Origin of the sequence: Methanofollis liminatans DSM 4140 (assembly GCF_000275865.1) — an archaeon.
Lineage (GTDB): Archaea > Halobacteriota > Methanomicrobia > Methanomicrobiales > Methanofollaceae > Methanofollis > Methanofollis liminatans.
Window position 1 is genome coordinate 357,702 of record NZ_CM001555.1, and the last position, 23,793, is coordinate 381,494.

Annotated in this window: 24 protein-coding genes; 11 read left to right on the plus strand and 13 right to left on the minus strand. The window is 65.3% G+C overall.

Translation table 11 applies throughout. From position 1 onward, the window contains the following. Nucleotides 1–4: 4 nt before the first annotated feature. The 3 genes from METLI_RS01720 (at nucleotide 5) to METLI_RS01730 (ending at nucleotide 3,329) form a co-directional block, all read left to right on the plus strand. Nucleotides 5–616, plus strand: a complete 612-nt coding sequence (locus tag METLI_RS01720; protein WP_048103963.1) for a 30S ribosomal protein S7 — start codon at nucleotides 5–7, stop codon at nucleotides 614–616. A 25-nt stretch (nucleotides 617–641) separates the two neighbouring features. After that, the gene (locus METLI_RS01725; protein WP_004037490.1) at nucleotides 642–2,834 is read left to right on the plus strand and encodes an elongation factor EF-2; all 2,193 of its coding nucleotides are present in this window, start codon (nucleotides 642–644) and stop codon (nucleotides 2,832–2,834) included. A 153-nt stretch (nucleotides 2,835–2,987) separates the two neighbouring features. Continuing rightward, nucleotides 2,988–3,329 (plus strand): hypothetical protein, encoded by a 342-nt coding sequence (locus METLI_RS01730; protein WP_004037492.1) that lies wholly within the window; start codon nucleotides 2,988–2,990, stop codon nucleotides 3,327–3,329. On the opposite strand, the gene METLI_RS01735 is transcribed toward METLI_RS01730, so the two are convergent. The 8 genes from METLI_RS01735 to METLI_RS01770 are packed head-to-tail and all read right to left on the minus strand — an operon-like array spanning nucleotide 3,330 to nucleotide 11,101. Next, nucleotides 3,330–4,415, minus strand: a complete 1,086-nt coding sequence (locus tag METLI_RS01735) for a helix-turn-helix transcriptional regulator (RefSeq protein ID WP_004037494.1) — start codon at nucleotides 4,413–4,415, stop codon at nucleotides 3,330–3,332. Nucleotides 4,416–4,439: 24 nt separating this feature from the next. Then, on the minus strand, nucleotides 4,440–5,363 hold the full coding sequence (locus tag METLI_RS01740; protein ID WP_004037496.1) for a proline iminopeptidase-family hydrolase: 924 nt from the start codon (nucleotides 5,361–5,363) through the stop codon (nucleotides 4,440–4,442). Continuing rightward, nucleotides 5,354–6,466: a helix-turn-helix transcriptional regulator gene (locus METLI_RS01745; protein ID WP_004037498.1), complete on the minus strand. Its 1,113-nt coding sequence runs from the start codon at nucleotides 6,464–6,466 to the stop codon at nucleotides 5,354–5,356. Before METLI_RS01745 ends, METLI_RS01740 begins: the two co-directional genes overlap by 10 nt. Before the next feature lie 58 nt (nucleotides 6,467–6,524). Then, entirely contained in the window at nucleotides 6,525–6,923 is a 399-nt protein-coding gene (locus tag METLI_RS01750; RefSeq protein WP_004037500.1) for a hypothetical protein, read from the minus strand. 9 nt (nucleotides 6,924–6,932) lie between these two features. After that, nucleotides 6,933–8,096 carry an aconitase X gene (locus METLI_RS01755; RefSeq protein WP_004037502.1) on the minus strand — a complete coding sequence of 388 codons (1,164 nt, stop codon included), beginning with the start codon at nucleotides 8,094–8,096 and terminating at the stop codon, nucleotides 6,933–6,935. After that, the gene (locus METLI_RS01760) at nucleotides 8,096–9,337 is read right to left on the minus strand and encodes a UbiD family decarboxylase (protein WP_048103582.1); all 1,242 of its coding nucleotides are present in this window, start codon (nucleotides 9,335–9,337) and stop codon (nucleotides 8,096–8,098) included. Before METLI_RS01760 ends, METLI_RS01755 begins: the two co-directional genes overlap by 1 nt. After that, entirely contained in the window at nucleotides 9,321–9,890 is a 570-nt protein-coding gene (locus METLI_RS01765) for a UbiX family flavin prenyltransferase (protein ID WP_004037508.1), read from the minus strand. The genes METLI_RS01760 and METLI_RS01765 overlap by 17 nt, the downstream gene beginning before the upstream one ends. An 8-nt stretch (nucleotides 9,891–9,898) precedes the next feature. Continuing rightward, on the minus strand, nucleotides 9,899–11,101 hold the full coding sequence (locus tag METLI_RS01770) for an HD domain-containing protein (protein WP_004037510.1): 1,203 nt from the start codon (nucleotides 11,099–11,101) through the stop codon (nucleotides 9,899–9,901). A gap of 50 nt (nucleotides 11,102–11,151) precedes the next feature. On the opposite strand from METLI_RS01770, the gene cofD reads away from it, so the two are divergent. Next, entirely contained in the window at nucleotides 11,152–12,069 is a 918-nt protein-coding gene (cofD, locus tag METLI_RS01775; RefSeq protein WP_004037512.1) for a 2-phospho-L-lactate transferase, read from the plus strand. On the opposite strand, the gene METLI_RS01780 is transcribed toward cofD, so the two are convergent. Next, nucleotides 12,041–12,877 (minus strand): MBL fold metallo-hydrolase, encoded by an 837-nt coding sequence (locus METLI_RS01780; protein WP_004037514.1) that lies wholly within the window; start codon nucleotides 12,875–12,877, stop codon nucleotides 12,041–12,043. The genes cofD and METLI_RS01780 overlap by 29 nt on opposite strands. Before the next feature lie 78 nt (nucleotides 12,878–12,955). Here METLI_RS01780 and METLI_RS01785 point away from each other — a divergent pair, with 78 nt between their 5' ends. Next, complete coding sequence (locus tag METLI_RS01785; protein ID WP_245529387.1) at nucleotides 12,956–13,843, plus strand: cation diffusion facilitator family transporter; 888 nt, start codon at nucleotides 12,956–12,958, stop codon at nucleotides 13,841–13,843. Between the two features lie 29 nt (nucleotides 13,844–13,872). On the opposite strand, the gene METLI_RS01790 is transcribed toward METLI_RS01785, so the two are convergent. Next, nucleotides 13,873–14,337, minus strand: a complete 465-nt coding sequence (locus METLI_RS01790; RefSeq protein WP_004037518.1) for a putative zinc-binding protein — start codon at nucleotides 14,335–14,337, stop codon at nucleotides 13,873–13,875. A gap of 197 nt (nucleotides 14,338–14,534) precedes the next feature. On the opposite strand from METLI_RS01790, the gene METLI_RS01795 reads away from it, so the two are divergent. Both METLI_RS01795 and METLI_RS01800 read left to right on the plus strand, forming a co-directional pair. Beyond that, nucleotides 14,535–15,557 carry a hypothetical protein gene (locus METLI_RS01795; RefSeq protein WP_052311146.1) on the plus strand — a complete coding sequence of 341 codons (1,023 nt, stop codon included), beginning with the start codon at nucleotides 14,535–14,537 and terminating at the stop codon, nucleotides 15,555–15,557. After that, complete coding sequence (locus METLI_RS01800) at nucleotides 15,554–16,096, plus strand: hypothetical protein (RefSeq protein ID WP_004037521.1); 543 nt, start codon at nucleotides 15,554–15,556, stop codon at nucleotides 16,094–16,096. The genes METLI_RS01795 and METLI_RS01800 overlap by 4 nt, the downstream gene beginning before the upstream one ends. Nucleotides 16,097–16,106: 10 nt before the next feature. On the opposite strand, the gene METLI_RS01805 is transcribed toward METLI_RS01800, so the two are convergent. Beyond that, nucleotides 16,107–16,784 (minus strand): hypothetical protein, encoded by a 678-nt coding sequence (locus METLI_RS01805; protein ID WP_048103967.1) that lies wholly within the window; start codon nucleotides 16,782–16,784, stop codon nucleotides 16,107–16,109. A gap of 154 nt (nucleotides 16,785–16,938) precedes the next feature. Here METLI_RS01805 and ercA point away from each other — a divergent pair, with 154 nt between their 5' ends. The 4 genes from ercA to METLI_RS01825 are packed head-to-tail and all read left to right on the plus strand — an operon-like array spanning nucleotide 16,939 to nucleotide 21,400. Further along, nucleotides 16,939–18,090, plus strand: a complete 1,152-nt coding sequence (gene ercA, locus METLI_RS01810; protein ID WP_004037525.1) for an alcohol dehydrogenase-like regulatory protein ErcA — start codon at nucleotides 16,939–16,941, stop codon at nucleotides 18,088–18,090. Further along, complete coding sequence (locus METLI_RS12330; RefSeq protein WP_004037527.1) at nucleotides 18,074–19,159, plus strand: PAS domain S-box protein; 1,086 nt, start codon at nucleotides 18,074–18,076, stop codon at nucleotides 19,157–19,159. The genes ercA and METLI_RS12330 overlap by 17 nt, the downstream gene beginning before the upstream one ends. Before the next feature lie 58 nt (nucleotides 19,160–19,217). Then, complete coding sequence (aspS, locus tag METLI_RS01820) at nucleotides 19,218–20,507, plus strand: aspartate--tRNA(Asn) ligase (RefSeq protein WP_004037529.1); 1,290 nt, start codon at nucleotides 19,218–19,220, stop codon at nucleotides 20,505–20,507. After that, nucleotides 20,504–21,400, plus strand: a complete 897-nt coding sequence (locus tag METLI_RS01825) for a methionine synthase (protein WP_004037531.1) — start codon at nucleotides 20,504–20,506, stop codon at nucleotides 21,398–21,400. The genes aspS and METLI_RS01825 overlap by 4 nt, the downstream gene beginning before the upstream one ends. A 68-nt stretch (nucleotides 21,401–21,468) precedes the next feature. Here METLI_RS01825 and METLI_RS01830 read toward each other — a convergent pair whose 3' ends face one another. Together METLI_RS01830 and METLI_RS01835 are read right to left on the minus strand one after the other, a co-directional pair. After that, nucleotides 21,469–22,062 carry an RAD55 family ATPase gene (locus METLI_RS01830; RefSeq protein ID WP_157203185.1) on the minus strand — a complete coding sequence of 198 codons (594 nt, stop codon included), beginning with the start codon at nucleotides 22,060–22,062 and terminating at the stop codon, nucleotides 21,469–21,471. Nucleotides 22,063–22,207: 145 nt separating this feature from the next. Beyond that, complete coding sequence (locus tag METLI_RS01835) at nucleotides 22,208–23,752, minus strand: class I adenylate-forming enzyme family protein (RefSeq protein ID WP_004037535.1); 1,545 nt, start codon at nucleotides 23,750–23,752, stop codon at nucleotides 22,208–22,210. Between the last annotated feature and the right edge of the window lie 41 nt (nucleotides 23,753–23,793).

A 23,793-nucleotide genomic window follows, 5' to 3' on the forward strand; every position in this document is an offset into this window, starting at 1 on the left:
GATGATGACCGAAGCAGAGATGCCTGTCCAGGCAGAAGAGCAGGAGACTGGCGTAAAGCAGCTCCTTTTCAATAAGTGGGACATTTCCGAGGTCCAGATTACGGACCCCGGCCTTGTCAGATATGTGAACCTCACCTCCATGATCGTCCCGCACTCCTGCGGGAAGCTCTCGCAGCAGCAGTTTGCGAAGAGCGAGATGCTCGTCGTCGAGCGCCTGATCAACAAACTGATGCAGACCGAGAACAACACCGGCAAGAAACAGCTCGCCATCAGGATCGTCGAGGAAGCCTTCGACAGAGTCCACAAGAAGACGAAGAAGAACCCGGTGCAGGTCCTGGTCGACGCCATTTCCAACGCCGGCCCCCGCGAGGAGACCGTCCGCCTGAAGTACGGCGGCATCAACGTCCCCAAGTCGGTCGACACCGCCCCGCAGCGCCGGGTCGACGCCGCCATCGGCTTCCTTGCCACCGCCACCTACAACGGCTCCCACAAGAGCAAGCGTGCGGCCTCCGACGTCCTCGCCGACGAGCTGATCGCCGCGGCGAAGGGAGACGCCAAGTGCTTCTCCGTTTCCAAGAAAGAAGAACGCGAGCGTGTTGCGAAGGCTGCACGCTAAACCCCTTTTTTTCTGAGGCACCCCAATGACACGAAGGAAAAAGATGGTAGAGCGGGTCACCGAGCTGATGGATAAGCCCCAGCGGATCCGCAACATTGGTATCGTAGCACACATCGACCACGGCAAGACCACCCTCTCCGACAACCTGCTTGCAGGCGCCGGGATGATCTCCGAGGAACTCGCCGGCCACCAGCTCTTCATGGACTCCGACGCCGAAGAGCAGGCCCGCGGGATCACCATCGACGCTTCCAACGTCTCGATGGTCCACGAGTACGGCGGCGAGGAGTACCTGATCAACATGATCGATACCCCCGGCCACGTGGACTTCGGCGGCGACGTCACCCGTGCGATGCGCGCCGTGGACGGTGCGGTCGTCGTCGTGGACGCTGTCGAGGGCACCATGCCCCAGACCGAGACGGTGCTCCGCCAGGCCCTCAAGGAGGGCGTCAAGCCCGTGCTCTTCATCAACAAGGTGGACCGCCTGATCAACGAGATCAAGGTCGACTCGACCGAGATGCAGATCCGCCTGGGCCGCGTCATCGACAAGGTGAACAAGCTGATCAAGGGCATGAACGAGAAGATGTACAACGACGGCTGGAAGCTCGACGCTGCAAAGGGCACCGTCGCATTCGGCTCGGCGCTGTACAACTGGGCGGTCTCGGTGCCGTACATGAAGAAGAGCGGCGTGAACTTCCAGGAAGTCTACGACCGTTGCCGCGCCGGCGAGATGAAGGCGCTCGCGAAGAGCAGCCCCCTTGCCGAAGTGCTCCTCGACATGGTGGTCAAGCACCTCCCCGACCCGATCGACGCCCAGGACCGGCGTGTCCACATCATCTGGCACGGGGACTATGAGTCCGAGGTCGGCAAGTCGATGATCAACTGCGACCCGAACGGCCCGATCGCCATGATGGTCACCGACATCTCCTTCGACCCGCATGCGGGCGAGGTCGCCACCGGCCGTCTCTTCTCCGGCACCCTCCGCCGGGGCGGCGAGGTCTACATCTCCGGCACCGCAGGCAAGTCCAACCGTCTCCAGCAGGTCGGCATCTTCATGGGCCCTGAGCGTATCGAGGTCGAGAGCCTCTGCGCCGGCAACATCGCCGCCGTCACCGGTCTGAGAGACGCCATCGTCGGCTCCACCGTCACCTCCCTGATGGAGATGACCCCGTTCGAGTCCCTCCAGCACTACTCCGAGCCCGTCATGACCGTCGCCGTCGAGGCGAAGAACATGAAGGACCTCCCGAAGCTCGTCACCGTGTTGCGGCAGGTCGCAAAGGAAGACCCGACCGTGCGCGTCACGATCAACGAGGAGACCGGCGAGCACCTGATCTCCGGCATGGGCGAGCTCCACCTGGAGATCATCACCGGCCGTATCAAGCGCGACAAGGGCGTCGAGATCCTCACCTCCCCGCCGATCGTCGTCTACCGCGAGACCCCCACCCAGAAGGCCGGCCCGGTCGAGGGCAAGTCCCCGAACCGGCACAACAGGTTCTACATCGAGCTGGAGCCGATGCCTGAGGAGCTCGTCAAGATGATCAAGGACGGCGATATCACGATGAACATGTCCGAGCTTGAGCGGCGTGACGCCCTGCTCAAGGGCGGTCTCGAGAAGGACGAGGCAAAGAACCTCAAGGCGATCGAGGCGACGAACATGTTCTTCGACATGACCAAGGGTATCCAGTACCTCAACGAGACGATGGAACTCGTCCTCGAAGGCTGGCGCGAGGCCCTTGCGGGCGGTCCGCTCGCCGAGGAGCAGGTGCAGAACCTGAAGATCCGTCTCGTCGATGTGAAGCTCCACGAGGACGCGATCCACCGCGGTCCGGCGCAGGTGATCCCGGCCGTCCGTTCGGCCGTGAAGGCCGGTATCCTGATGGCCGGCGACTCCCTCCTCGAACCGATGCAGAAGATCCAGATCACGGTCCCGATGGACCAGATGGGCGCTGCAACCGGGCAGATCCAGGGCCGCCGCGGCCAGGTCTTCGACATGCAGAGCATGGGCGACTCGATCACCGTCACGGGCAAGGCCCCGGTCGCAGAACTCTTCGGGTTTGCGGGCGACCTGCGCTCGGCGACCGAGGGTCGTGCGATGTGGTCCACCGAGTTCGCCGGTTTCGAGGTCGTTCCCCAGGGCCTCCTCCCCGAGGTCGTCAAGGCGATCCGGAAGAGGAAGGGTCTCAAGGAACAGATCCCGCGGCCTGACGACTATCTGGCGTGAGCGTCGGGCGTACCCATTCCCGGGGATACCCTCCCCGCAATCATTTTTTGTCCATTTCTTTCCGGAGCGGGCAGTGTCGAGACTTTCAGGGAGCGGTCTCTGCGGCGCGGCCATCGCTGCTTTTATGTCCCTTCACTGCGAGTCCTCCTGTCGATGCCATGGGGTTCGGTCAGGATCGGCGACGAGGTCTATGACGGTGACGTCGTCGTGCACCCGGGCGGTCGGGTGGAGAAGCGGAAGAAGAAACGCTCGAAGCACCTGAGGGGAGAGTACGGTCACACGCCTCTGAGCGAGGCAGAACTCGGGTTTCTGGAAGAGGAGCGCCCGGAGGTCGTGTACATCGGCACGGGCTACGAGGGTGCCCTGCCCATCACGCCGGGGGCGAGGGCGATGCTGGAGGGTTACGAGACGGTGATCGCCCCGACCCCCGAGGTCGAGGCGCGTATGGGCCAGGAGCGGCGGCGGTTTGCCGCCCTCGTCCACGTGACCTGCTGATCAGCGCAGCGTCGCAACGTATTCCTCTATCGGCACCGCCTGTTCTTTGTAATGCCGAAAGAGCCGCTCGCCCCACCTCACCGCCCCCTCGGTCCTGCCGACCAGGTCGTGCACGGTGTCGTAGGTGCCGTCAGGGTTACAGAGTCCAAAGGAGAGGGCGCTGTCGGTGACGGTGAGCCCGACCGTGACCGGGACGGTCGAGACATAGAGCCTGAAGGTGGGGAAGGCCGCGGGGTCTCTCCCCTTTTTTACGATTTCCTCCTCCCAGAGGGCGCCGGCAAGTTCAGGCGTGATCACCAATTCGATCTCTGCCCCGGCGACCGCCCGCTCCCAGATCGCCGCGGCGATCTGCGGCAGGGAATAGTTCGAGACCCCGTGGAGCCATCCCGCCTCCCTGATGATCTCCAGGTAATACGCGAACCCCTGCTCCGCGCTCACCGGCTGGTCCACGACCAGCCCGGCATTGATAAGGTCTCCGATCTCTTTTATGGCGATTTCCGGGACGCCGCTTGTGGCATGGCTCTCGAAAAATTCGTTGAACCGGTCGATGGTGGCGATCGTCCTGCTGCAGCGGTCGAGGAAAGTGAGGTAGGCCCGGCCTTTCCCGGTCAGGGAGAAGGCACCGTCCGTCTCCGAGATATGGCCGTTGGAGCGCATCCACGCCAGGATCTCCGGGTCTGCACGTTCCGGGCATTCGAACGCCTCGATATAGGCGGGCAGGGTCAGGCGGCCGATATCGTCGAGCACACCCTCGGCGACGAGGGGCATAGGCGGGAGGGATGAGCCTGACCTGCCATAGAGCGTCTGAAAGAGCCTGGAGGCGCAGGCGAGGAGCCGGCCTGCCAGGAGTTCCCCGCTCCTGGTGAGACGGTAGCGCCCCCACTCATGGACGACGATCCCGCGCTGCCTGAGGTCGCGGAGGATCGGTTCGGTCTCGCCCCGCCGGCACCCGGTGATGACGGCGAGATGGGCCGGGGGCTGCGCGCCGCGCACGAGCGCCACAAGGATGCGGACCGTCGCCGGCGTGGTGTACAATCCGATCTGGCCGGGATCGATGCGGCAGTCTGACCTTTCGTGTGCGTACATCTGTTCTCCCATGTATAGATCGGTTCAGACCCTCAATCTTTCTGCCGTCTCTGCCCCGGCGAGGAACTCCCTGACGAGACGGAGGTAGTCGGCGGTGTCCTCCAGGTGGTGCTCGTGCGACGCCCCTTCGAAGACGGCGATCTCCGATCCCGGCATCATGCGGTGGTAGTACGCCGTCGTCGCCGGGGTCGCCTCGTCGAACTCCCCGCAGGTGAAGAGGGCGGGGACCCCGATCTCGTGGAGGCGTTCGGCGCGCTCGAAGTCCCTGAGGCTGCCGGTGATGGTGAACTCGCTCGGCCCCCACATCTGCAGGTATATTTCGGTGTTCAGGCGCTCGAAGGACCGCGTCAGGCACGCCGGCCAGGGGTCGAGGCGGCAGAGGTGGCGGCGGTAATAGGCCATCATCGCCTCCCCGTAGGCGGGGTCGTCGTAGACGCCTGTCTCCTCGGCGCGGAGGACCGCCTGCCGGTGCTCCTCAGGGAGGTTCTGGAGGTAGCGCCGCCCGTCCGCTGCCCAGCGCGAGGCCGAGAGGCAGGGGGCGGAGAGCACCAGGCTCACCACCCCGGCCGGGCGGCGCGTGAGCATGTATTCGACGGCAAGCATCGTCCCCCAGGACTGGCCGAGAATGTGGAGGCGATCGAGCCCGAGCGCCTCCCTGACGGCGACGAGTTCGTCGACGGAGCGCTCCAGCGTCCAGAGCGAGGGGTCGTCGGGCCGGTCGGAGTCGCCGCAGCCGAGCTGGTCGTAGAAGATCACCGGCCGCCCGCCCTCGAGGGCGGAGAGGGGTTCGAGGTAATCCCACGTGCACCCCGGGCCGCCGTGGAGGACGAGGAGGGGGATGCCGTTCTGGTCGGCATCGGCGATGCGGTACCTGACCCGCCCGCCAGGCACCGGTGCAAAACCCTCTGAAGGGATATCCATACCTTCCTTCTTGACGTTCACCGGCATGAACCTGTTGCCCGCACCGCGTCGGAAAAGAACTCCTCGATTGGGACCGACCGCTCCCGGTAATGCCTGAAGAGCCGTTCGCCCCAGGCGACCGCCTCGGGAGTGAAACAGAGGAGGTCGTGGATCCGATCGTAGGTTTTGCCGTCCCTGAGAAACAGTCCCAGGGAAAGGGCTTTGTCGGTGACGGTGAGCCCGACCTTCACCGGTATGGTGCAGACGTAGAACCTGAGGTTCGGGAAGTCGGCCGGGTTTCGTCCTTTCCTGACAATCTCTTCGTTCCAGAGTGTTTCCGCAAGGTCAGGCGTGATCACCAGTTCGATCTCTGCCCCGGCGGTCACGCGCTCCCAGATCGTCTCGGCGATCTGCGGCAGGAACCAGGTCGAGACCCCGTGGAGGCGGTCCGCCTTCCTGATCACGTCGTAGAAATAGGCGAGTCCCTGCTCGAAGTTCACCGGGACGTCGCAGATCAGGTCGGCGCAGATCAGGTCGTCGATGGTGGCGAGGGCGGATTCGGGCATGCCGTCGAGGGAATGGATCTGGAAGAAGGAGTTGAACCGCTCGATCACCTCGAAGGTCCTGATGCACCGTTCGATGGATTCGAGCATCTCCGCGCCCTCTGCGCTCAGGGACGCCGCCCCGTCGGTCACGGCAAAAAAGCCCCGTTCGGCGAGCCATGCCCTCGTTTCGTCTCTGCCCGATCCCGGATCCCTGAGCGCATGGATCGAGTCCGGGCGCGTGATCCCGATCAGGTCGTCCTGCACCTCCTCGAAGAGTGCGGGCATGGGCTGGAGGCCGTGCGCTCCCCTGCCGCAGCGTGTTCGGTGCAGGGTCCCGCAGAGGTTCCGGAGCCGCAGGGCGAGCAGTGCGCCGTTGTTGGTGAGGGTATAGCCGTTCTCGTCCTGATCCACGATCCAGCGGTAGCGCAGCTGCCTGAGCGCTTCCTCTGCGCCGCACCCGCCGCATCCGGGGATCAGGGAGAGTTTGCCTGCACTCTGCCGTCCTTCGCCGAGTGCAACAAGGAGGCGCAGGATCGTGGGGTGGCAGTAGAGCCTGATCAGATCGCTCTGTGCGCGGGCACTCTCCCATGAACTCTCTGGCTGCACGATCTGTCTCTCCTGTGAGAATGGGGCGGGGTGGGTATTGAGTCCTCCTGTTCTTCGCCTACTCGAGGGCCGCCTTCACGTACGGCCGCGGCGAGAGCACGCAGCCGCAGAAGGCTTCCCGTTCCCCGACAGCGACGATCTGCGCCCTGACCGGGGTGTCGGCGAGGCTGCGCTCGAACCCGGGCTCGATGCTCTCCATGAAGGCGAAGAAGCGGCGGAGCTCGATGAACGGACGGTCGGGCTCGGGGACGAACTCGAAATTCGCGAGGTCCCGCTCGATGGTGGAGGCGGCGGCCACCTCTTCGTCGAAGTAGATCCAGACCTCGACGTCGCCGCGCTCGCCGATCTCTTTGAGGGCGAGCAGGTCGACCGTCTCTCCGGCCCTGATCCCGAGGGCGGCGAAGCGCTCCTCCGTGTTCTCGCCGGGCACCTGCTGGAAGGGGGTGAATGTGTCCATGTTCTTACCTCATGCCGTGGCGACGGCCACGCACTCCTCCATCGTCCCGATCCGCGCCACGGCCCCGCACATCGTGGGGACGTAGGCGAGGGCCTTGCCCGAGTTCACCATGATCGCATCGAAGCGGTCGAGGGCCGGCGAGACGACGACGCAGGTGTCGGCGTAGACCCGCGCCCCGCTCCGCTCGATCCGCTCGACGGCGGCGCGGTTCCCGGCGATCACGCCGCGGGCGGCGAAGACGAAGAAGGGTTTTTTCACCTTTTTTCCCTCGAGAAGACCTGCGAGCGTCTCCATCTCCGCCGGGGAGAGGTGGGGGCAGCCGACGGCGATCGCGTCCACCTCGATCGAGGAGAAGACCTCCCTGACCTCGGCCATCCTGATCTCGACCGTCTCCGGGACTTCGGCCTTGAAGGTCGGGAGGCGGGATTCGGGGGTGATCCCGGCCACGTGGTAGAGGGCCACGGCCCCGGTCGCCGCCATCGCCGCCCCGAGGGCCTTGAGGTGGTCGCGGTTCGGCCTGATCCCGGAGAAGAGGGGGATGCGGTTGCCGACGATCTTCCCGGCCACGTAGCCGAGCGCCCCGTAATCGGCGGCGTCCTTTATGGCGGCCGGGTCGTCGACGGCGATCCCGATCGAGGGCTGGCGGTTCTTGAAGATGTGCAGCCCGTAATACGGCGTCCTGCCGACGATCGCCGCTGCAAGGGCACCGGGCCCTCCCTCGCGGTTCGTCCTCGCCCCGATGACCGAGTTCGCATAGGCGACCGCCGAGGACTCGGCCCAGGCGAGGTGCTCGCCGTAGTGCGTGTTCGAGAGGTAATAGGGGGTGCAGGTGCATTCGAGCCTGATCCCGAGGCGCTCGTAGGCGTCGATCACCGCCTCCTGCTTCCCGGCGAACTCCTCGGGCACGCCCATCTCGCGCCAGCGGTCGCGGTCCATGCCGATCGGGTTCAAGACCGTCGGCACGGCCACGCGGGCGTCGAGCCCCTGCAGCCACTCCAGCCCCCAGCGCCCGATCGTCTTGTACGAGGCGCCGCTCACCTGGGCGCTCGCGATTGGGACGAGCCGTTCGGCCCCGAAGACGGTGCCCAGACCGACGAGCAGCTCCATCATCTGCTGGCGGGTCTCCCCGAACTCGCCGTTTAAGATCTGCTGTTCTTCAGACTCAAGAAACATCAGGCATCCCACCTGGCCCGCACGAACTTCTCTTCCTCGCCGAGCACCATCGTGGCATCGACCCCGATCTTCACGTTCGTCCCGTCCCCCTCGCGGCAGGGGTCCAGGGACGAGCCGCGCACCCCGGCGATCACCATCAGGTCGCGGTCTCCCCGCACCCGTGTTGCGATCGCATACTCCACGTCGCCCATGTCGAAGGGGTTGATGTCCTCGTCCACGACGACGACGTGCTTGAGGGAGGTATGGGCGGCAAACGCTGCCATGATGGCGTTTTTGCCGTCCCCTTGAGTGTTCTTCCTGATCTGGACGACGGCGTGGAGGTAGCCGCAGCCCCCGGTCGTCAACACGACGTTCCGGACGCTCGTCACCCCGGCGACCGCCTTGTAGATCCGCGGCTCGTACGGCACGCCCATCAGGAGTTTGTGCTCGTTGCCGCCCGGGAGGATGGAGTGGTAGATCGGGTCGGGTTTTGTGTGCATCCCGGTGAACTCGATCACCGGCTGGATCCGCTCGAAGTCGTAGGTGCCGGTGATGTCCACGAACGGCCCCTCCTCGGCCCGTTCGGTGCCGATGTAGCCTTCGAGGACGATCTCGGCGTCAGGGACCAGGACCCCGTTTGCGCACTCCCAGACCGGGAGTTCGCCGCCCATCAGTTCGGCGGCGAAGGCGAGTTCCTTCCCCTCGGGGACGCGGGTGCACGAGGCGAAGGTGACGGCCGGGTGCGTCCCGATGACGACGGCGATGGGCAGGCGAACGCCTGCGGCGAGGGCCTCGCGGTGCATCACGTCGGTGTGCCGGCCCTCGACCAGGCGGGCGGCGACACGGTCGTTTCCTACGACCATCATCCGGTGGATGGAGGCGTTCTCCACCTCGCCGGAGCGGGAGAAGACGATTCCTGCCGTGATATAGGGCCCGCCGTCCTTCGGGAAGAAGGTCATGATCGGGATCTCGGAGAGGTCGACCGGGTGCATCTCAAGGGTGCCCATCAGGTTCAGCCGCCCGCTGTACGAGGCATCGGCGAGGCGTTTCACCAGGTCTTTCTCCTCGGCCCCGAGCGCCGCCGCAAGGGCGGGCCTTCCCGCCGTGAGGTTCATTACGGCCGGTTTTCCCCCGCAGTCGCGGAAGAGGAGGATCCGGTCGGTCTTTGCCGCCATCTGCGCCGCTTCAAAGCGGGTGGAGACCGGTTCGACGATCTCGTCGACCAGCCCGCGCTCCCGCATCTCTTCAATGAACCTTCTCATCGTCATCGTATCCGCTCCATCGTTTTCCTATATCGTGTTCGACCCCGAGGTGGTCGAGGATCCGGGCGACGACCATGTCCACCAGGTCGTCGACCGTCTGCGGCCGCCCGTAGAAGGGCGGGCTCGCCACCATCACCGTCGCCCCCGCCTCGTCGGCGGCGAGCATGTTCTTGAGGTGCACCCGCGAGAGGGGCATCTCGCGCAGCACCAGGATGCACCGCCGCCGCTCCTTGAGGCAGACGTCGGCCGCCCTGGCGATGAGGGTGTCCGAGAGCCCGGTCGAGATCGAGGCGAGGCTCTTCATCGAGCACGGGACGACGGCCATCCCGTCGTACCTGAACGACCCGCTGGCGATCTCGGCGGCGAGGTTGCGGTTGTCCTCCTCGATCACCGGAAAGCCTGCGAGGCTCACGCCTTCGAAGGCGGCGATCTCCCGTGCGATATCAGAGACGACCAGGTGCACCCGCGCCTGTGCGCTGAGCACCTCGACGAGACGGCGGGCGTAGACGATCCCGCTTGCGCCCGTCACCCCGATGACATATTCTTTCCCCATGTTCTCCCTCATATTGGCAGCCTGTACTGCTGCGTCGGTTTTTTGATGTGCAATATCTCGATCGCCGCTCGTTCGACCTCGCCCCGCTGGTCCGGGAGGGTGTAGATACCGAGACGCCACTGCTCCCGCCGCGTCTCGTTCAGGGTCGCAAGCAGGGGCGAGACCTGTTCGAGCCCGACGAGGGCGTCCCGGTCGCGCACCCGCACCTCCATCGACATCTCGCTCGGGAAGGGCGGGATGTCGACGAGCACCGTCTCCTCCTCCACGCCGGCCTCCGCGGCGATCGCCGCCGCGATCCGCCGGCTCTCGGCGACGGTGGTCAGGCTCTGGACCGAGGCGGCGTTCACCTGGCCCCTCCCCACGTACACGGCCCGCTTGTAGAGGTCCCGGCCGTAGAGCCGCCGTGCGAGGGTGCGGGCGGTCGGGTCCGGAGAGGCGAGGAGGCGGGTGAAGAGGGCGGCGTCGTCCATCCCCATCAGGTCGTCGACGGCGTCCTCACCCCCTTCGATATGGGAGAGGAGGGCGAGGTGGAACATCGAGGTGGCGATCCTGGAGACGTGGTGGTAATAGACCACCGGGCGCATCAGGGTCCGGGCGATGAGCAGGGACTCGGCGGCGTTGATCCCGCCCTGGTCCAGGGCGATCCTGGTCTCGGTCAGGACGGTGGAGCGGATCAGCCGTGCGGCGTCGACGATCCCGTACGGCACGCCGGTGTAATGGGCGTCCCGCAGGAGGTAGTCCATCCGGTCCACATCGAGATCGCCGTGGATGATCCCGGCGTAGCGGTGGTGCCCGTTGATGACGGCGGCGACCTCGTCCGGGTCGAGGCCGCAGCGGGCGATCAGGGTCGCCGTCCGCTCCTCGTGGAGGAGTCCCTCGACCTCCTGGTGCCCCTTCCCCAGCATCTCGACCATGAAGGCCTCTGAGACATGGGAGAAGGGGCCGTGGCCGATGTCGTGGAGGAGGGCGGCCACGGTGACGAGGTCGGCGTCGCGGCGGTCGAGGCCGAGGTGGCGGCAGAGAAGGGAGGCGAGGTGCATCGTCCCGAGGCAGTGCTCGAATCTGGTATGGTTTGCGCCCGGATAGACGAGATGGGCGAACCCGAGCTGCCTGACGTGGCGGAGGCGCTGGAGGGGCGGGGAGTCCAGGAGGACGAGCGCCGCCTCTCCCACTTCCACGTCGCCGTGCACCGGGTCCTTGATGATTTTCATCGGGCTTTCAGTTAAAATTCTTCATGTATGCGCAATTAAACTATTCTCTTATGCTTACTTTCCTTTCGGGCGGGACCGGCACACCCAAGCTCCTGCGGGGGATGCGCAACCTCGTAAACGACAACGAGATCGCCGTCGTCGTCAATACGGCCGAGGACATGTGGATCTCGGGCAACCACATGTCCCCTGACATCGACACGGTGCTCTACCTCTTTGCGGGCCTGCTCAACACCGAGACCTGGTGGGGGATCCGGGGCGACACCTTTGCGACCCATCGCTTCCTCGAACAGTTCGGCGAGGGCGAGTTCATCGCCGTCGGGGACAAGGACCGGGCCGTGCACATCGCGCGTGCGCACCTGCTCTGGAACGGCGCCACCCTCACGGAGGCGACGGCGGCGATTGCGAAAACCCTGGGCGTGGAGGCGCGGGTGCTCCCGATGACCGACGCCGAGGTGACGACCTACGTGGAGACCGACAGCGGACCGATGCACTTCCAGGAGTACTGGGTCGGCCACCGGGGCGAGGTGGACATCGGCGGCGTCGTCAGGATGGGGCAGGCGAACCCGCAGGCGACTCCCGAGGTGCTCGCGGCGATCCGGGGGGCGGACGCCGTTATACTTGGCCCGTCCAACCCGGTGACGAGCATCTCCCCGATCCTGGAGTGCAGGGGCGTGCGGGAGGCGTTGCAGGAGAAATTCGTCATCGCGATCTCGCCGTTCATCGGGGACAAACCGGTCTCCGGCCCGGCGGCCGCCCTGATGGAGGCGTGGGGGATGGAGCCCTCGTCCGCCGGGACCCATGCGCTCTACAAGGACTTCGTCGACGTCTTTGTCCAGGACGTGCGGGACACCTGCGAGGTGCCGGGCAGCCTCCGCCTCGACACCCTGATGTCGAACGAGAAGAGGGCCGAGGCCCTCGGATGGGAACTGATGGCGATCGTCAGGAGCGTCCGGAAAAAGAGAGCCTGAGCCCGACGCCGGTCTCGCGGACGTTTGCCGCCCCGGCAAGGGCGATCGTGGCGGCAAAGCCGGTGCAGTGGCAGGGGTGGACGGCCCCGGCGTCGAGGCCGGCGAAGTAGCGGCAGGTCGCATCTATCTGTTCCTGTGCGGCGTCGAGGAGGTGGAACCCGCCGATGACGCAGGCGATCCTGCTCTCGCCGCAGACCTCTTTTGCACGGGCGATCGTCGAGCAGATGCCGGCGTGGGCGCACCCGGTGATCACCACCAGACCGTCTTTTGAGCAGTAGGCGAGGGCGGTGTCGTCGGGCACGGTGTCGGGTGCGCCGTTGCACTCCCCGCAGGCCCCCTGCCCCTCGAAGGGGAAGCGCCGCGGGATCTCGCCCAGGAAGACCAGGTCGTCGGTGATCCAGACGGGCTCGCGGGAGAGGAGCACCTCGCCCTGTCTCGCCAGGGTCTCCCTGTCCACCGGCATCCCGATCTCAGGGACGCCGCCCGCGGTGACGCTCCTGAAGATCGCCGGGTGGGCGAGGAAGGTCGGGCGGATCTGCTCCTGCCCCTCGATGACGGCACGGGCCCGGTGGGCGAGCAGGGGCATAAGGCCCCAGGTGTGGTCGAGGTGGGCGTGGGAGAAGGCGACGACGTCGGTCCTGAGGAGGTCGATCCCCATCGCCATGGCGTTTCGCAGGAAGACGTCTGAGTAGCCGAGGTCGAAGAGGACCGTCGTCTCCCCGTCCCTGATATGGATGGATATTCCGGGCTCTCCAAGAAAATACCGGTCGGTGATGGTCACGTTATCGCAGAGGACGGTGAGGTCCATGGGAAACCGTGGGCCGCGCCGCATCTTAACCCTGCCGATGGGGTCAGGTTCATACGCTCAGGGGCCGAAATGCCGTTTATGGCAGGTCACAGGACCGGCGACCGGGCCGCCCTGACGGCGGCGGTGGCGCTGACGGCTGCGGTGATGCTCCTCGAGGTGGCCGGGGGATACGTTTCCGGCTCCCTTGCTCTCCTCTCCGATGCCGGGCACATGCTCAGGGACGTCCTCGCCCTCCTCCTCTCCCTCGGTGCGGTGATCATCGCCGAGCGCCTGCCCACGAAGACCAGGACCTTCGGCTACCACCGCGTCGAGGTGCTCGTCGCCTTCGTCAACGGCCTCCTCCTGATCGTCCTTGCCGGGGCGATCCTCTGGGAGGCGGCGCAGCGCCTCTCCGCCCCGGTCGCCGTCGGCGGGACGGTGATGGGGGCGGTCGGGGCGGTCGGCCTTGCCGCCAACATCGCCGTCGCGTATATCCTCCACGGGCGCGACGACCTCAACGTGCGCAGCGCCTTTCTCCATGTCCTCGGCGACACCCTCTCCTCGGTGGCGGTGATCGCCGCCGCCCTCTGGATCGCCCTCACCGGCCAGACCTTCGTCGATCCCCTCCTCTCGGGTGCGATCGCCGTCGTCATCCTCGCCTCGTCCTATCCCCTCCTGCGCGAGACGGTGGCCGTCCTCCTCCAGTACACGCCCTCCGGCCTGGACTTCGACGAGGTGGTCAGGGCGATCGAAGGGGTGGACGGCGTGAAAAACGTCCATAACGTCCATCTCTGGAGCCTCTGCTCCCATATCAACATCCTTGACGCCCACGTGGTGACCTGTGCATCCGACTGCGCGGCGACCGGGGCGATCAAACGGGAGATCAGGCGCCGGCTCCTCGCCTTCGACGTGAAGTACAGCACCCTGGAGTTCGAAACAGAACCCTGCCCAGGATGCGGGGAACTCTGCAGAATAGAGGCGGACTGAGAGGCGCCTCTCTCTCTCAGATCCCTGGCTTATTTCCTGCCGCACCCGCAGGTGCAGTCCCCGGCGTGATCGTGAGGCGCCCTCTTCTCTCCTCTGCCCTGCCCCTCCCAGACGGCGCCGAGCACGATCTCGATCTCCTCGTCCGAGATCTCGAAATTGTGGGAGGTTTCGATCCCGAGTTCGCTGACGACGACCGCCTGGTCGGGCTCGATCCCCTGTGCCGCCGCGACCGTTGCGGCGCACCGGTTCGGGCAGCCGTCCAGGACGACGATCTCGTCCGCCTCTCTGCACTGCTCTTTCATCTCCGCAGCGCCGGCGGCGAGTTTTACGGTGCAGGCGAACGTCCCGTAGCCTTCGTCTTCGAGTTCGAGGGCGGCGATATTGGTGAGCTGCCCGACGTTCGAGGCGCCCGCGCACGGGAAGATGATCCGCTTCTTCCCCTCGCCCTCGCCCTCGCCGCCGCACCCGCAGGAGCAGCCTGTCTCAACGGCCATCAGGCCGCCTCCGCGTTCAGGCTGTCGCCTGGTGCTCTCTTCATACACTCATGGTCGGTCCCCAAAGATTATGCTCTTTTTCCCGGTTGTGTTCCCGGCGCCTCGCCCCTGCCTTCTGATGCCGCTCCCCCTCGCCGCCGTCGCCGTTGTGCGCCGGCACCTATCGGCATGGTTATCAGGCACACCCGAGCAGTACTTTGTACGACAGGATCCGTTCGTGGATCCGGCCCGGAGACCTCATGGAGCGGCAGGACCTCATCTCGATTGGTGCAGCGATTGCAATTGTTTTTTTTCTTGCCATTGTCGTAAAACCGGCCCTTACCGGAGGTTCGGGCGACGGCGCCGGCACGCTGCCCGCCCTCTCCCCCTGGCAGACGCGGACGGCGCCGACGCCGCCGGCCTTCTCGGAGAAGGCGGAGATGATCGAGCCGGCCTACCGCTGGACCGGCATCGACGGCGGCGTGCGCACCTGGACCTTCTCCGTCCCGAAAGACCTCTTCGCCTTCTATCGCGATATGCCCAGGATCCCGTACGCCTCGGCGTGGGGGCGCTACGCCCTCTCCGACGCCGACCGGCCGTACCTGGAGGCCCTCGTCGAGGCCGTCGCCCCGGACCGCTTCAACTCCCCGGACACCGCCTATTACCGCGTGATGGACGTGATCTTCTTTGTCCAGCAGATCCCGTACGCCTATGACAACAGCACGATGAGTTATCGTGAGGGAGCGTTTCCCCCTGCCTATCGCAGCGGTGCCGATTATCCGAAGTACCCGGTGGAGACCCTGGTCGACGGGAAGGGCGACTGCGAGGACACCTCGATCCTGGCCGCGGCGATGCTCGACCTGATGGGCTACGACGTCGTCCTCCTCCGCTACTCCGACCACATGGCCCTCGGGATCGAGATGGCGAAATTCTCGCCGTTTTACGCCGATTATCCCCCGAAATACTATGAATACGAGGGAAAACGCTACTATTACGTCGAGACGACGAACTACCTCCAGATCGTCAGGATCGTCGAAGATGAATCCGATAACGCCACCGCCACCGCCACCGTGAGCCCCGAGCGCTGGGGGCGGCCGTGGTCGATCGGCAGGACTTCGGGAACCTCTCTTGCCAGTGTCCAGAAGGAGAAGCCCGAGATCATCCCCCTCCGCTACGTCGTCAGGCCGCAGTACCATACGATCTACCCGGCGCCCACCCTCTCCCTGGAGGCAGGGGAATGAAGATCGCCCTGCCCGCGAAGGTCAAACTCCCGCGCGAGGTCCTGATCGGGATCGGGATCCTCCTCCTCGTTGCCCTGCTCATATTCGCCGGGTGGAGCCTGTACAAGGAGATGGACCGGACGGCGCGGATCACTTCGTTGAACGATGCGATCGCCGGATCCCAGGAGGTCCTCCTCCCCCTGAACGCCGACATCTCCGCCCTCCTCACCTCCCTGCCCGACCGCCCCTCGCCGGGCGAGTGCGACGCCTATATGCTCGGGCTCCGGGCGCTCTCCGACCGGGGCGTGGTGCTGACGGCGGTGCACCGTGCAGAGGTCGCCGGGGTGGACGCTCCCCTCTCCGTCGCCGGGGCGCAGGGCGCCTATCTCGACGCTCTCGACCACCTGAACCGGGCGTTTGCGTTGTGGGGCGCCGCCGCCGACGCCTATTTCAGGGACGATTACGACGGGGCGCAGGCCTCTATCGACCGCGCCGACGGGGAATGGCAGGCCTACCTGCAGGCGATTGGAGACTACCGGCGCATCGCCGCCGGCGGGTAAAAAAGAGGGATCAGACCAGATATTTCGCCGGCCCGAAGACCCTGACCGAGAAGGACTTGAGTCCGGTCGGGTGGATGACCATGTAATAGTCCCTGAACCCCTCCCTGAAGAGGAGGGCGCCTGAAGCGGTGAAGTTGGTCTCGGAGTCGTTATTGATGAAGTCCGGGCCTGATAATTCGATCCCGCCGACGTCCCGGTTCGGGTCGTTCGCATCCCTGATCTCCACCGAGAACCCCGAGTACTCGCTGTTGTAGGCGGTGGCCGTATAGTTGATCGCCCAGTACGGGAAGGGGATGTGGAAGACCTCGGAGGCCATCACCGACCCGCTGTGCGTGGAGGCGATCTCAAAATAAGAGCCCCATACGTTCATGGAAAGCCCGGCTTCGCTGGCCGTCCCGTCCTGGCCGTATGCTACGTGGAGATCGTCGGGGGGCCGCGTGAAGGTGACGGTGGGCTCGGGGGTGGGCAGGTGATAGGTGGCCGGGTCGACGAACCCGATCTCTTTTGGTTCGCTCCCGTCCCATGCTCCCGGCGGCGTCGGCACCGGCTGTCCGACGGCGGCCTCTGTCGGTTCGGGAAGCGTGGGTGCCGGATTTTCGCCGGCAGAGGCGCTCTCGTCCGTGCATCCGCAGACGAGGACGGCTGCGGCCATGATCAGGAGACAGACGATGAGGCTCTTCGTGTGCATACCCATCAGGTTAATCGACCGCCGGTATTAAGGCATTCCGGAGCGGTGCCGGCGGGCGCCACCTTCACCTCTCCGCCACCCTGAGAACGATAAGACTAACTATATCTTTTCTGGCGTCGATCATTCTTCTGACTTTTTATATCGAGGTGCCACGATGTTGGGGGAATCGGACCACTCGCTCAGGAAATTTGTCGCGCCCGAGTTCGTCTTCGGTGCGGGGGCGTCGCGCCTCGCCGGACGGTATGCCCGGAACTTCGGGGTGCACCGCGTCCTTCTCGTGAGCGACCCGGGCGTCGCCTCCTGCCCCTGGTTCGATGATATCTGCAGGTCGCTGGACGACGCCGGGATCTCCTGGGCTCCCTTCTCCGGCGTATCCGAGAACCCGCGCTCTGCAGAGGTGATGCGGGGGGCGGAGATCTACGAGGCCGAAGAGTGCGGCGGCATCGTCGCCGTCGGCGGCGGGAGCCCGATGGACTGCGCAAAAGGGATCGGGATCGTCTCTTCCAACAACCAGAACATCCTCTCGTTCGAGGGCGTCGATAAGGTCAGGATGCCCGGTCCTCCGCTCATCTGCATCCCGACGACGGCAGGAAGCGCCGCCGACGTCTCGCAGTTTGCGATCATCAACGACGAGGTGCAGAAACGCAAGATCGCCATCATCAGCAAGGCGCTGGTCCCGGACATCTCTCTCCTCGACCCTCTGCCCCTGACCACCCTCCCCCCTGAGGTGACGGTGAACTGCGGCATGGACGTGCTCAGCCATGCGATCGAGGCCTATGTCTCCAATGCCAGTTCCCCGGTGACCGATCTCCATGCCAGGAAGGCGATCGACCTCATCGTCCGCTCCCTTCCCGGCGCTGTGGAACGCCCGGACGATATCGACGCCCGCTTCGCCACCATGATGGCCTCGCTCCATGCGGGCCTGGCGTTCTCCAATGCCAGTCTCGGCGCCGTCCACGCCCTGGCGCACGCCCTCGGCGGGTATCTCGATCTCTCCCATGGACTGGCGAACGCCCTTCTTCTGGAATCGGTGGTTGCGTTCAACTACGCCGCGGCGCCGGATCGCTACGGCGAGATCGGCCGGATCATGCAGGCGCCTGCGGGCGGCGGGAAAAAGGCGCTCGTCTCCAGGATCAGGGCGTTTCGGTCCTCGCTCGGGATCGCCGGGACGATCGCCGACGCCGGCTGCGAGCGCTCGGACATACCGTCGCTTGCCGCCAGGGCGATCGCCGACCCCTGTCTGGCGACGAACCCGAAGGACATAACGCTCGAAGATATCGGCAGGATCTATGAAGCGGCGTTCTGAACTCCCTGACCGCGAGGCGTTGAGGGAACGGATCATCGGGCTTGGCGAGCGGTCGGTTCACAAGAGTTATTATCCCGAACTTCAGGAGCGGATGGGCGATCTCGAACGGTTCAGGGCGCTGCTCGACCAGAGCCACGACGCCATTTTCCTGATCGACGCCGTCGCCGGCGTGGTGGTGGATGCCAGCAGGTCTGCATGGGAGCAGTCGGGTTTTACGAGGTCGGCCGTTGTCGGCGCATATTTCCTCGACCTGATCGTGCCGGCCGATCGCGGCCGCATCTACGCCTTCATGGACAGCAGCGCGAGAGAGAAAAAGATGCCCGGGCCGCTGGTCACCTCACTGCTCAGATCGACCGGGGACCCGATCCCGGTGGAGATCACCCTGAAACTGGTCAGGTTCAGCGGGAACCTCTATGCCGTCGCCGTGGCGCGGGACATCACCGAGCGCCAGGAGGCCGAGCGCGAGCTGCGGATCAAGGAGAGCGCTATCGAGTCATCGACCGACGGGATTCTGATCCTGGATCTGGAGGGACGGATCATCTATGCCAACCGCGCCGCCGGCGAGATCTTCGGATGCGCATCTCCCGGGGCGCTGACCGGCCACGCATTCCAGGCGTTTCTGACAGACCCCGACGGGGCGCTTTCCGTCCTGAGGCCGCTTGCCCTCGGGCCGTCGCTCCACGGCGAGCTCCAGGGGCAGAGGCTCGACGGGTCGGTCTTCGATCTCTATGTTTCGGGCTCCCGGGTGAAGGACGAAAAAGACCGCCTGCTCTGCCTGATGCTCATCTGCCGGGACATCAGCGACCAGAAGGCCGTAGAGGAGATGAAACGCAGGGCCTACGAGCAGCTGGAGCGAAATATCGAGCAGTTCGCCGTCCTCGGCGACCATATCAGAAACCCGCTGCAGGGGATCGTCGGGCTTGCGGCGATGATGGACGATCCCGCGGCCGGGCAGATCCTGCGGTTGTCCTACCTGATCGACGATATCATCACCCGCCTCGACCGCGGCTGGGTGGACTCGGAGAACGTCAGGCAGTTCCTGCGGCGCCGGGAGAATTTCGGCAGGTGACCCGCCGCCATACATAAAACCCATAACCCCACCCATCCAATGGATACAGGATTAGTACATGCGCATTCCAATCTGTGAGGTTACCCCCGATAGCGAGCGTGCCGAAGTCGCCGGCTGGGTCCATGAGGTCCGCGACCTTGGCGGTCTCACCTTCTTTTTGATCCGCGACCGGACCGGGATCATCCAGGTCACCATCGTCAAGAAGAAGGCCCCGGCTGCGGTTCTTGAAGCCGCAAAGGCGGTTTCGAGAGAGTCGGTCGTCCGGGTCGCCGGGACCGTGAAGGCGATCGACAAGGCGCCGGGCGGCCGCGAGCTCACCCCGGAAACCTTCGAGATCGTCGCCCCGTGCGCAAGCCCGCTCCCCCTCGACGTGGTCGAGAAGGTGCCGGCCGACCTCGACACCCGTCTCGACGCCCGGTTCCTCGACGTAAGAAAGCCCCGCGTGGCGGCGGTCTTCAAGGTCAGGAGCACGGTCACCACCGCCGCCTACGAGTTTTTCACGCAGCGCGGCTTCTATAACATCACCTCCCCGAAGATCGTCGCCGCCGCCACCGAAGGCGGGACCGAACTCTTCCCGATCGCCTACTTCGAGAAGGAGGCGTTTCTCAACCAGAGCCCGCAGCTCTACAAGCAGATGATGATGGCCGCCGGGTTCGAGAAGGTCTTCGAGATCGGGCCGATCTTCCGGGCCGAGGAGCACAACACCGTCAGGCACCTGAACGAGGCGACTTCGATCGATATCGAGGTCTCGTTCGCCGACCACAACGATGTGATGAAGACCCTGGAGGACCTTGTCGCCTTCCAGTATGCCGCCGTCGCCGACCGTTGCGCCGACGCCATCGCCGATCTCGGCATCGAGTTCGAGGTCCCGAAGACGCCCTTCCCGCGGCTGCCCTACGCCGAGGCGATCGAGATCGCCGCACGGAAGATCGAGGAGCCGATCGCCTACGGCGACGACCTCTCCACCCCGGCGGAGCGGGCGATCGGCGAGGAGATGGGGGAGCATTACTTCGTCGTCGACTGGCCGAGTGCGATCAGGCCGTACTACGCGATGCCGTACGAGAACGACCCCTCGATCAGCAAGTCCTTCGATATGATGCACCCGAGGATGGAGCTCTCCTCGGGCGCCCAGCGCGTCCACCAGCACGACCTCCTGGTCAGGCAGATCGAGGCGAAGGGGCTGAACCCGGATAGTTTCGAGTTCTACCTCCAGCCGTTTGCGTACGGCATGCCGCCGCACGCCGGCTGGGGCCTCGGGATGGAGCGCCTCGTCATGACGATGCTCGGCCTCCAGAACATCAGGGAAGCCGTGCTCTTCCCGCGTGACCGGCACAGAGTCGTCCCATGACCGTCATCACCCGCCTCCTGCCGACGACCGTCGTCGGGAGCTATCCGGTCGTGAAGGCGGGCGGCCTCAAAGGCCTCCTCGACCCCCTCCACGGGGCGGTCGAGACCGCCGTCGCCGACCAGATAAAGGCCGGGATCGACATCATCTCAGACGGGCAGGTGCGCGGCGACATGATCACCGCCTTCGTCTCCCGTCTCCCGGGGATCAGGGCGCAGAAGGTGATCGGCCGCGTCGAAGCGCCCGAACGCCCGCTCACCGTCACCGATACGAAATACGCCCTCTCCAGGCACCCGAAGGTGAAGGGGATCGTCACCGGGCCCTCGACCCTTGCCCATGGATTGCGGATCGAGACCCCGCTCTATCGGGGGCGGGACGAACTGGTCCTGGACCTTGCGCAGGCCCTCGCCTCCGAGGCCAGGGCGCTCGAAGAGGCCGGCGTGGCGATGGTCCAGATCGACGAACCGATCCTCTCGACCGGCGCCGCCGACCTGGTGGTCGGGCGCCAGGCGGTGAACATGATCGCCTCGGTGCTCCGCATCCCATCGTGCATGCATGTCTGCGGCACGATCGGCGAGGCGATCGACGACATCCTCAAGACGCAGGTCTCGGTCCTGGACTTCGAGTTCTCGGAGAACCCTGAGAACCTCGAAGTGCTCTCCGAAAAGGACCTGAAAGGGCGGCTGATCGGGTACGGCTGCGTCGCCTCGGCCGATCCCGGTGTCGAGAGCGTGGAGACGATCGAAAAGCGGATCAGAAAAGGGGTCGAGATCTTCGGCGCCGAGAACATGCTCGTCGACCCCGACTGCGGGCTGCGGATGCTCGAGCGTGACGTCGCCTTCGGAAAGTTGTCCAATATGGTGAAGGCGGCCGCCTCTGTGCGGGCCGACCTGTAAACTATTTTTTCCGGGTTTTGCGCGGGGTGATCCCGCGCCCGGTCGTATTCCCGGTTTGCCGTCCGCTCTCACACCACGCGTTTGGTCGTCGAGAGTTCGAGCCCTTCGGCGGTGATGTTGTAGGGCACGAGCTGGCGCGGCAGGTCGAGCCCCTTCATCTTGAAGATCCCCATCTTGCGCTCGACCTCCGAGCCCTCGATCGTCTGTTTGAGGTCGAGGATGCCGTCCGCCGTCCTGAAAATCCGGATTTCATCTTCCGGGGCGTGGATACCTGCGTAGAGGAGGAAAAGCACGTTTGCCTCATGCTCCACGGCGAACGCCGACGCCTTCCTGACGAGTCCGAGGGCCTCTTCGATGCCGTATGCCAGGATCACGGTGGAGAGGGAGTCGACCACGACCTTCTGGCCGTGCATGAGGCCCGGGAACTGCCCGGGGTCGACGCCCCGCAGATCGGTCATGCCCTCCCCGGGTTCGGCGTCGAGCATGAGGTAGCACCCTTCTTCGGGCGTCCCGCCTTCCCCTTTCCAGAACTGCCCGGCGAAGAGGTCCAGGCCGTTTATGGCCGTGCCGGCGGCGATGATCGTCGTTCCTTTGGGGAACCCCCCGTCGAGTGCAAGGTCGAGCCCTACAAGTCCAGTCGTCCGCCGGTTTGCTCTGTCCACGCGTCCCACCGCAGTATCCATACCAGTCCGCAGTAATAAATCTTTATGTGATTTTTACCGTCTCACTATTTCAATCATTCTTTTATGATGGCGTCGGCATTTCATTGTGCTGATAAAATAGAGGTTTTTTCTGGAGAATGGGCGCTCAGTCCCGGGTGCCCGCGGCATGCGCCTCGCGGAGGGTGCGCCTGAGGAGCTTCCAGCCGCCGACGCGCGGGAGGTGCTCGACGACCACCACCTCGCGGGGCACCTTGTAGCCGGCAAGGCGCTCCCTGCAGTAGGCGATCAGTTCCTCCTCTGTGATCGTCTCCCCCTCGTTCATCACCACGGCCGCCACCGGGATCTCGCCCCGGTGCTCGTCAGGGCGGGCGAAGATGGCGACGTCGGCGATCTTCGGGTGCTCGATGATCACGTTTTCCACCTCGGTCGGGTAGATCTTCCAGCCCGACATGATGATCATGTCCTTTTTCCGGTCGGTGATGAAGAGCACGCTCTCCCCGTCCAGGTAGCCGAGGTCGCCGGTGAGGAACCAGCCGTCAGGGCGGAATACGGCGGCGGTGGCGTCAGGCATCCCCCAGTAGCCCTTCGCCACCGAGGGGCCGCGGAGGGCGACCTCGCCGATCTCGCCGGGCTGGAGCTCGCGCTCGGGGTCGTCCTCGGCGACGATCTTCACCTCGCCGTAGCCCACCGGCGCCCCGACCGAGCGGTAGCCCTGGTGGAGGGCGTAGTGGCGCGGGAGGACGACGTTTGCCGAGCCGACGACGATCGTCTCGGAGAGGCCGTAGGCGTTGACGACCGGGATCTTGAAGCGGCGATCGAACTCCTCCCAGATGACCGGCAGCAGGGGGCCTCCCCCGCTGATGACGCACCTGACCGTCCCGAGCATCTCCTCGGTGCCGGGCTTTGCGCGGATGAGGGTGTGGATCACCGGCGGCATGGCGGCGAGCACGGTGGCGCCGTGCTCCTCGGCGAGACGGAGGTACTCCTTCGGCTCGAAGCGGTCCATGCAGACGAAGGTGCCGCCGGCCTTCAGGGCGGCAAGCCCCCAGGAGAGGCCGACATGCCCCATCGGGTAGATCCCGAGGTAGACGTCGCCTTCGACGAGGGAGAGCACCTCGGCCTCGGTCGCAAGGGCGCATATCCAGTTGCCGTGCGTGAGCATCGCCCCTTTGGGCCTGCCGGTGGTGCCCGAGGTGTACTGGATCTGGCAGAGGTCGTCGAAGGAGCAGTTGGCCGCCCGCTCCATCGGTTCGGCCTTTGCGAGATCGTCCCATGCGGTCTCGCCGTCGGCCGCGGCACCGACGACGCAGACGTTCCCGAGCGTCCGGCACCCCGATCTGATCGCCCTGACGCGTTCGGCCCCGTTCCCGTCGGTGATGACGGCGACGGCCCCTGAGTCGTCGATCGCATACCGCAGTTCGTCCTGCTGGTACACGATGTTGGTCGGGACGGCCACGGCGCCGAGACGCCAGATGGCGAAGTAGGAGAGGAGATATTCGGGCGAGGTGTCGAGGTAGATGCAGACCCGGTCGCCCTTCTGCACGCCGAGCGAGGCGAGGCCGCCGGCGATGCGGCAGGCGGCGTCCCGAAGGGCGGGGAAGGTGAGGGTCCGGCCGTCCCGTCCGAAGACGAAAGCCGGGCCTTTGAGGTACCGGGCATTGACGTCGAGAAATGTGGTGATATTTGGCATTGCTGGTCTCCTGATCTACGGATATAGACGATGGTGGATAA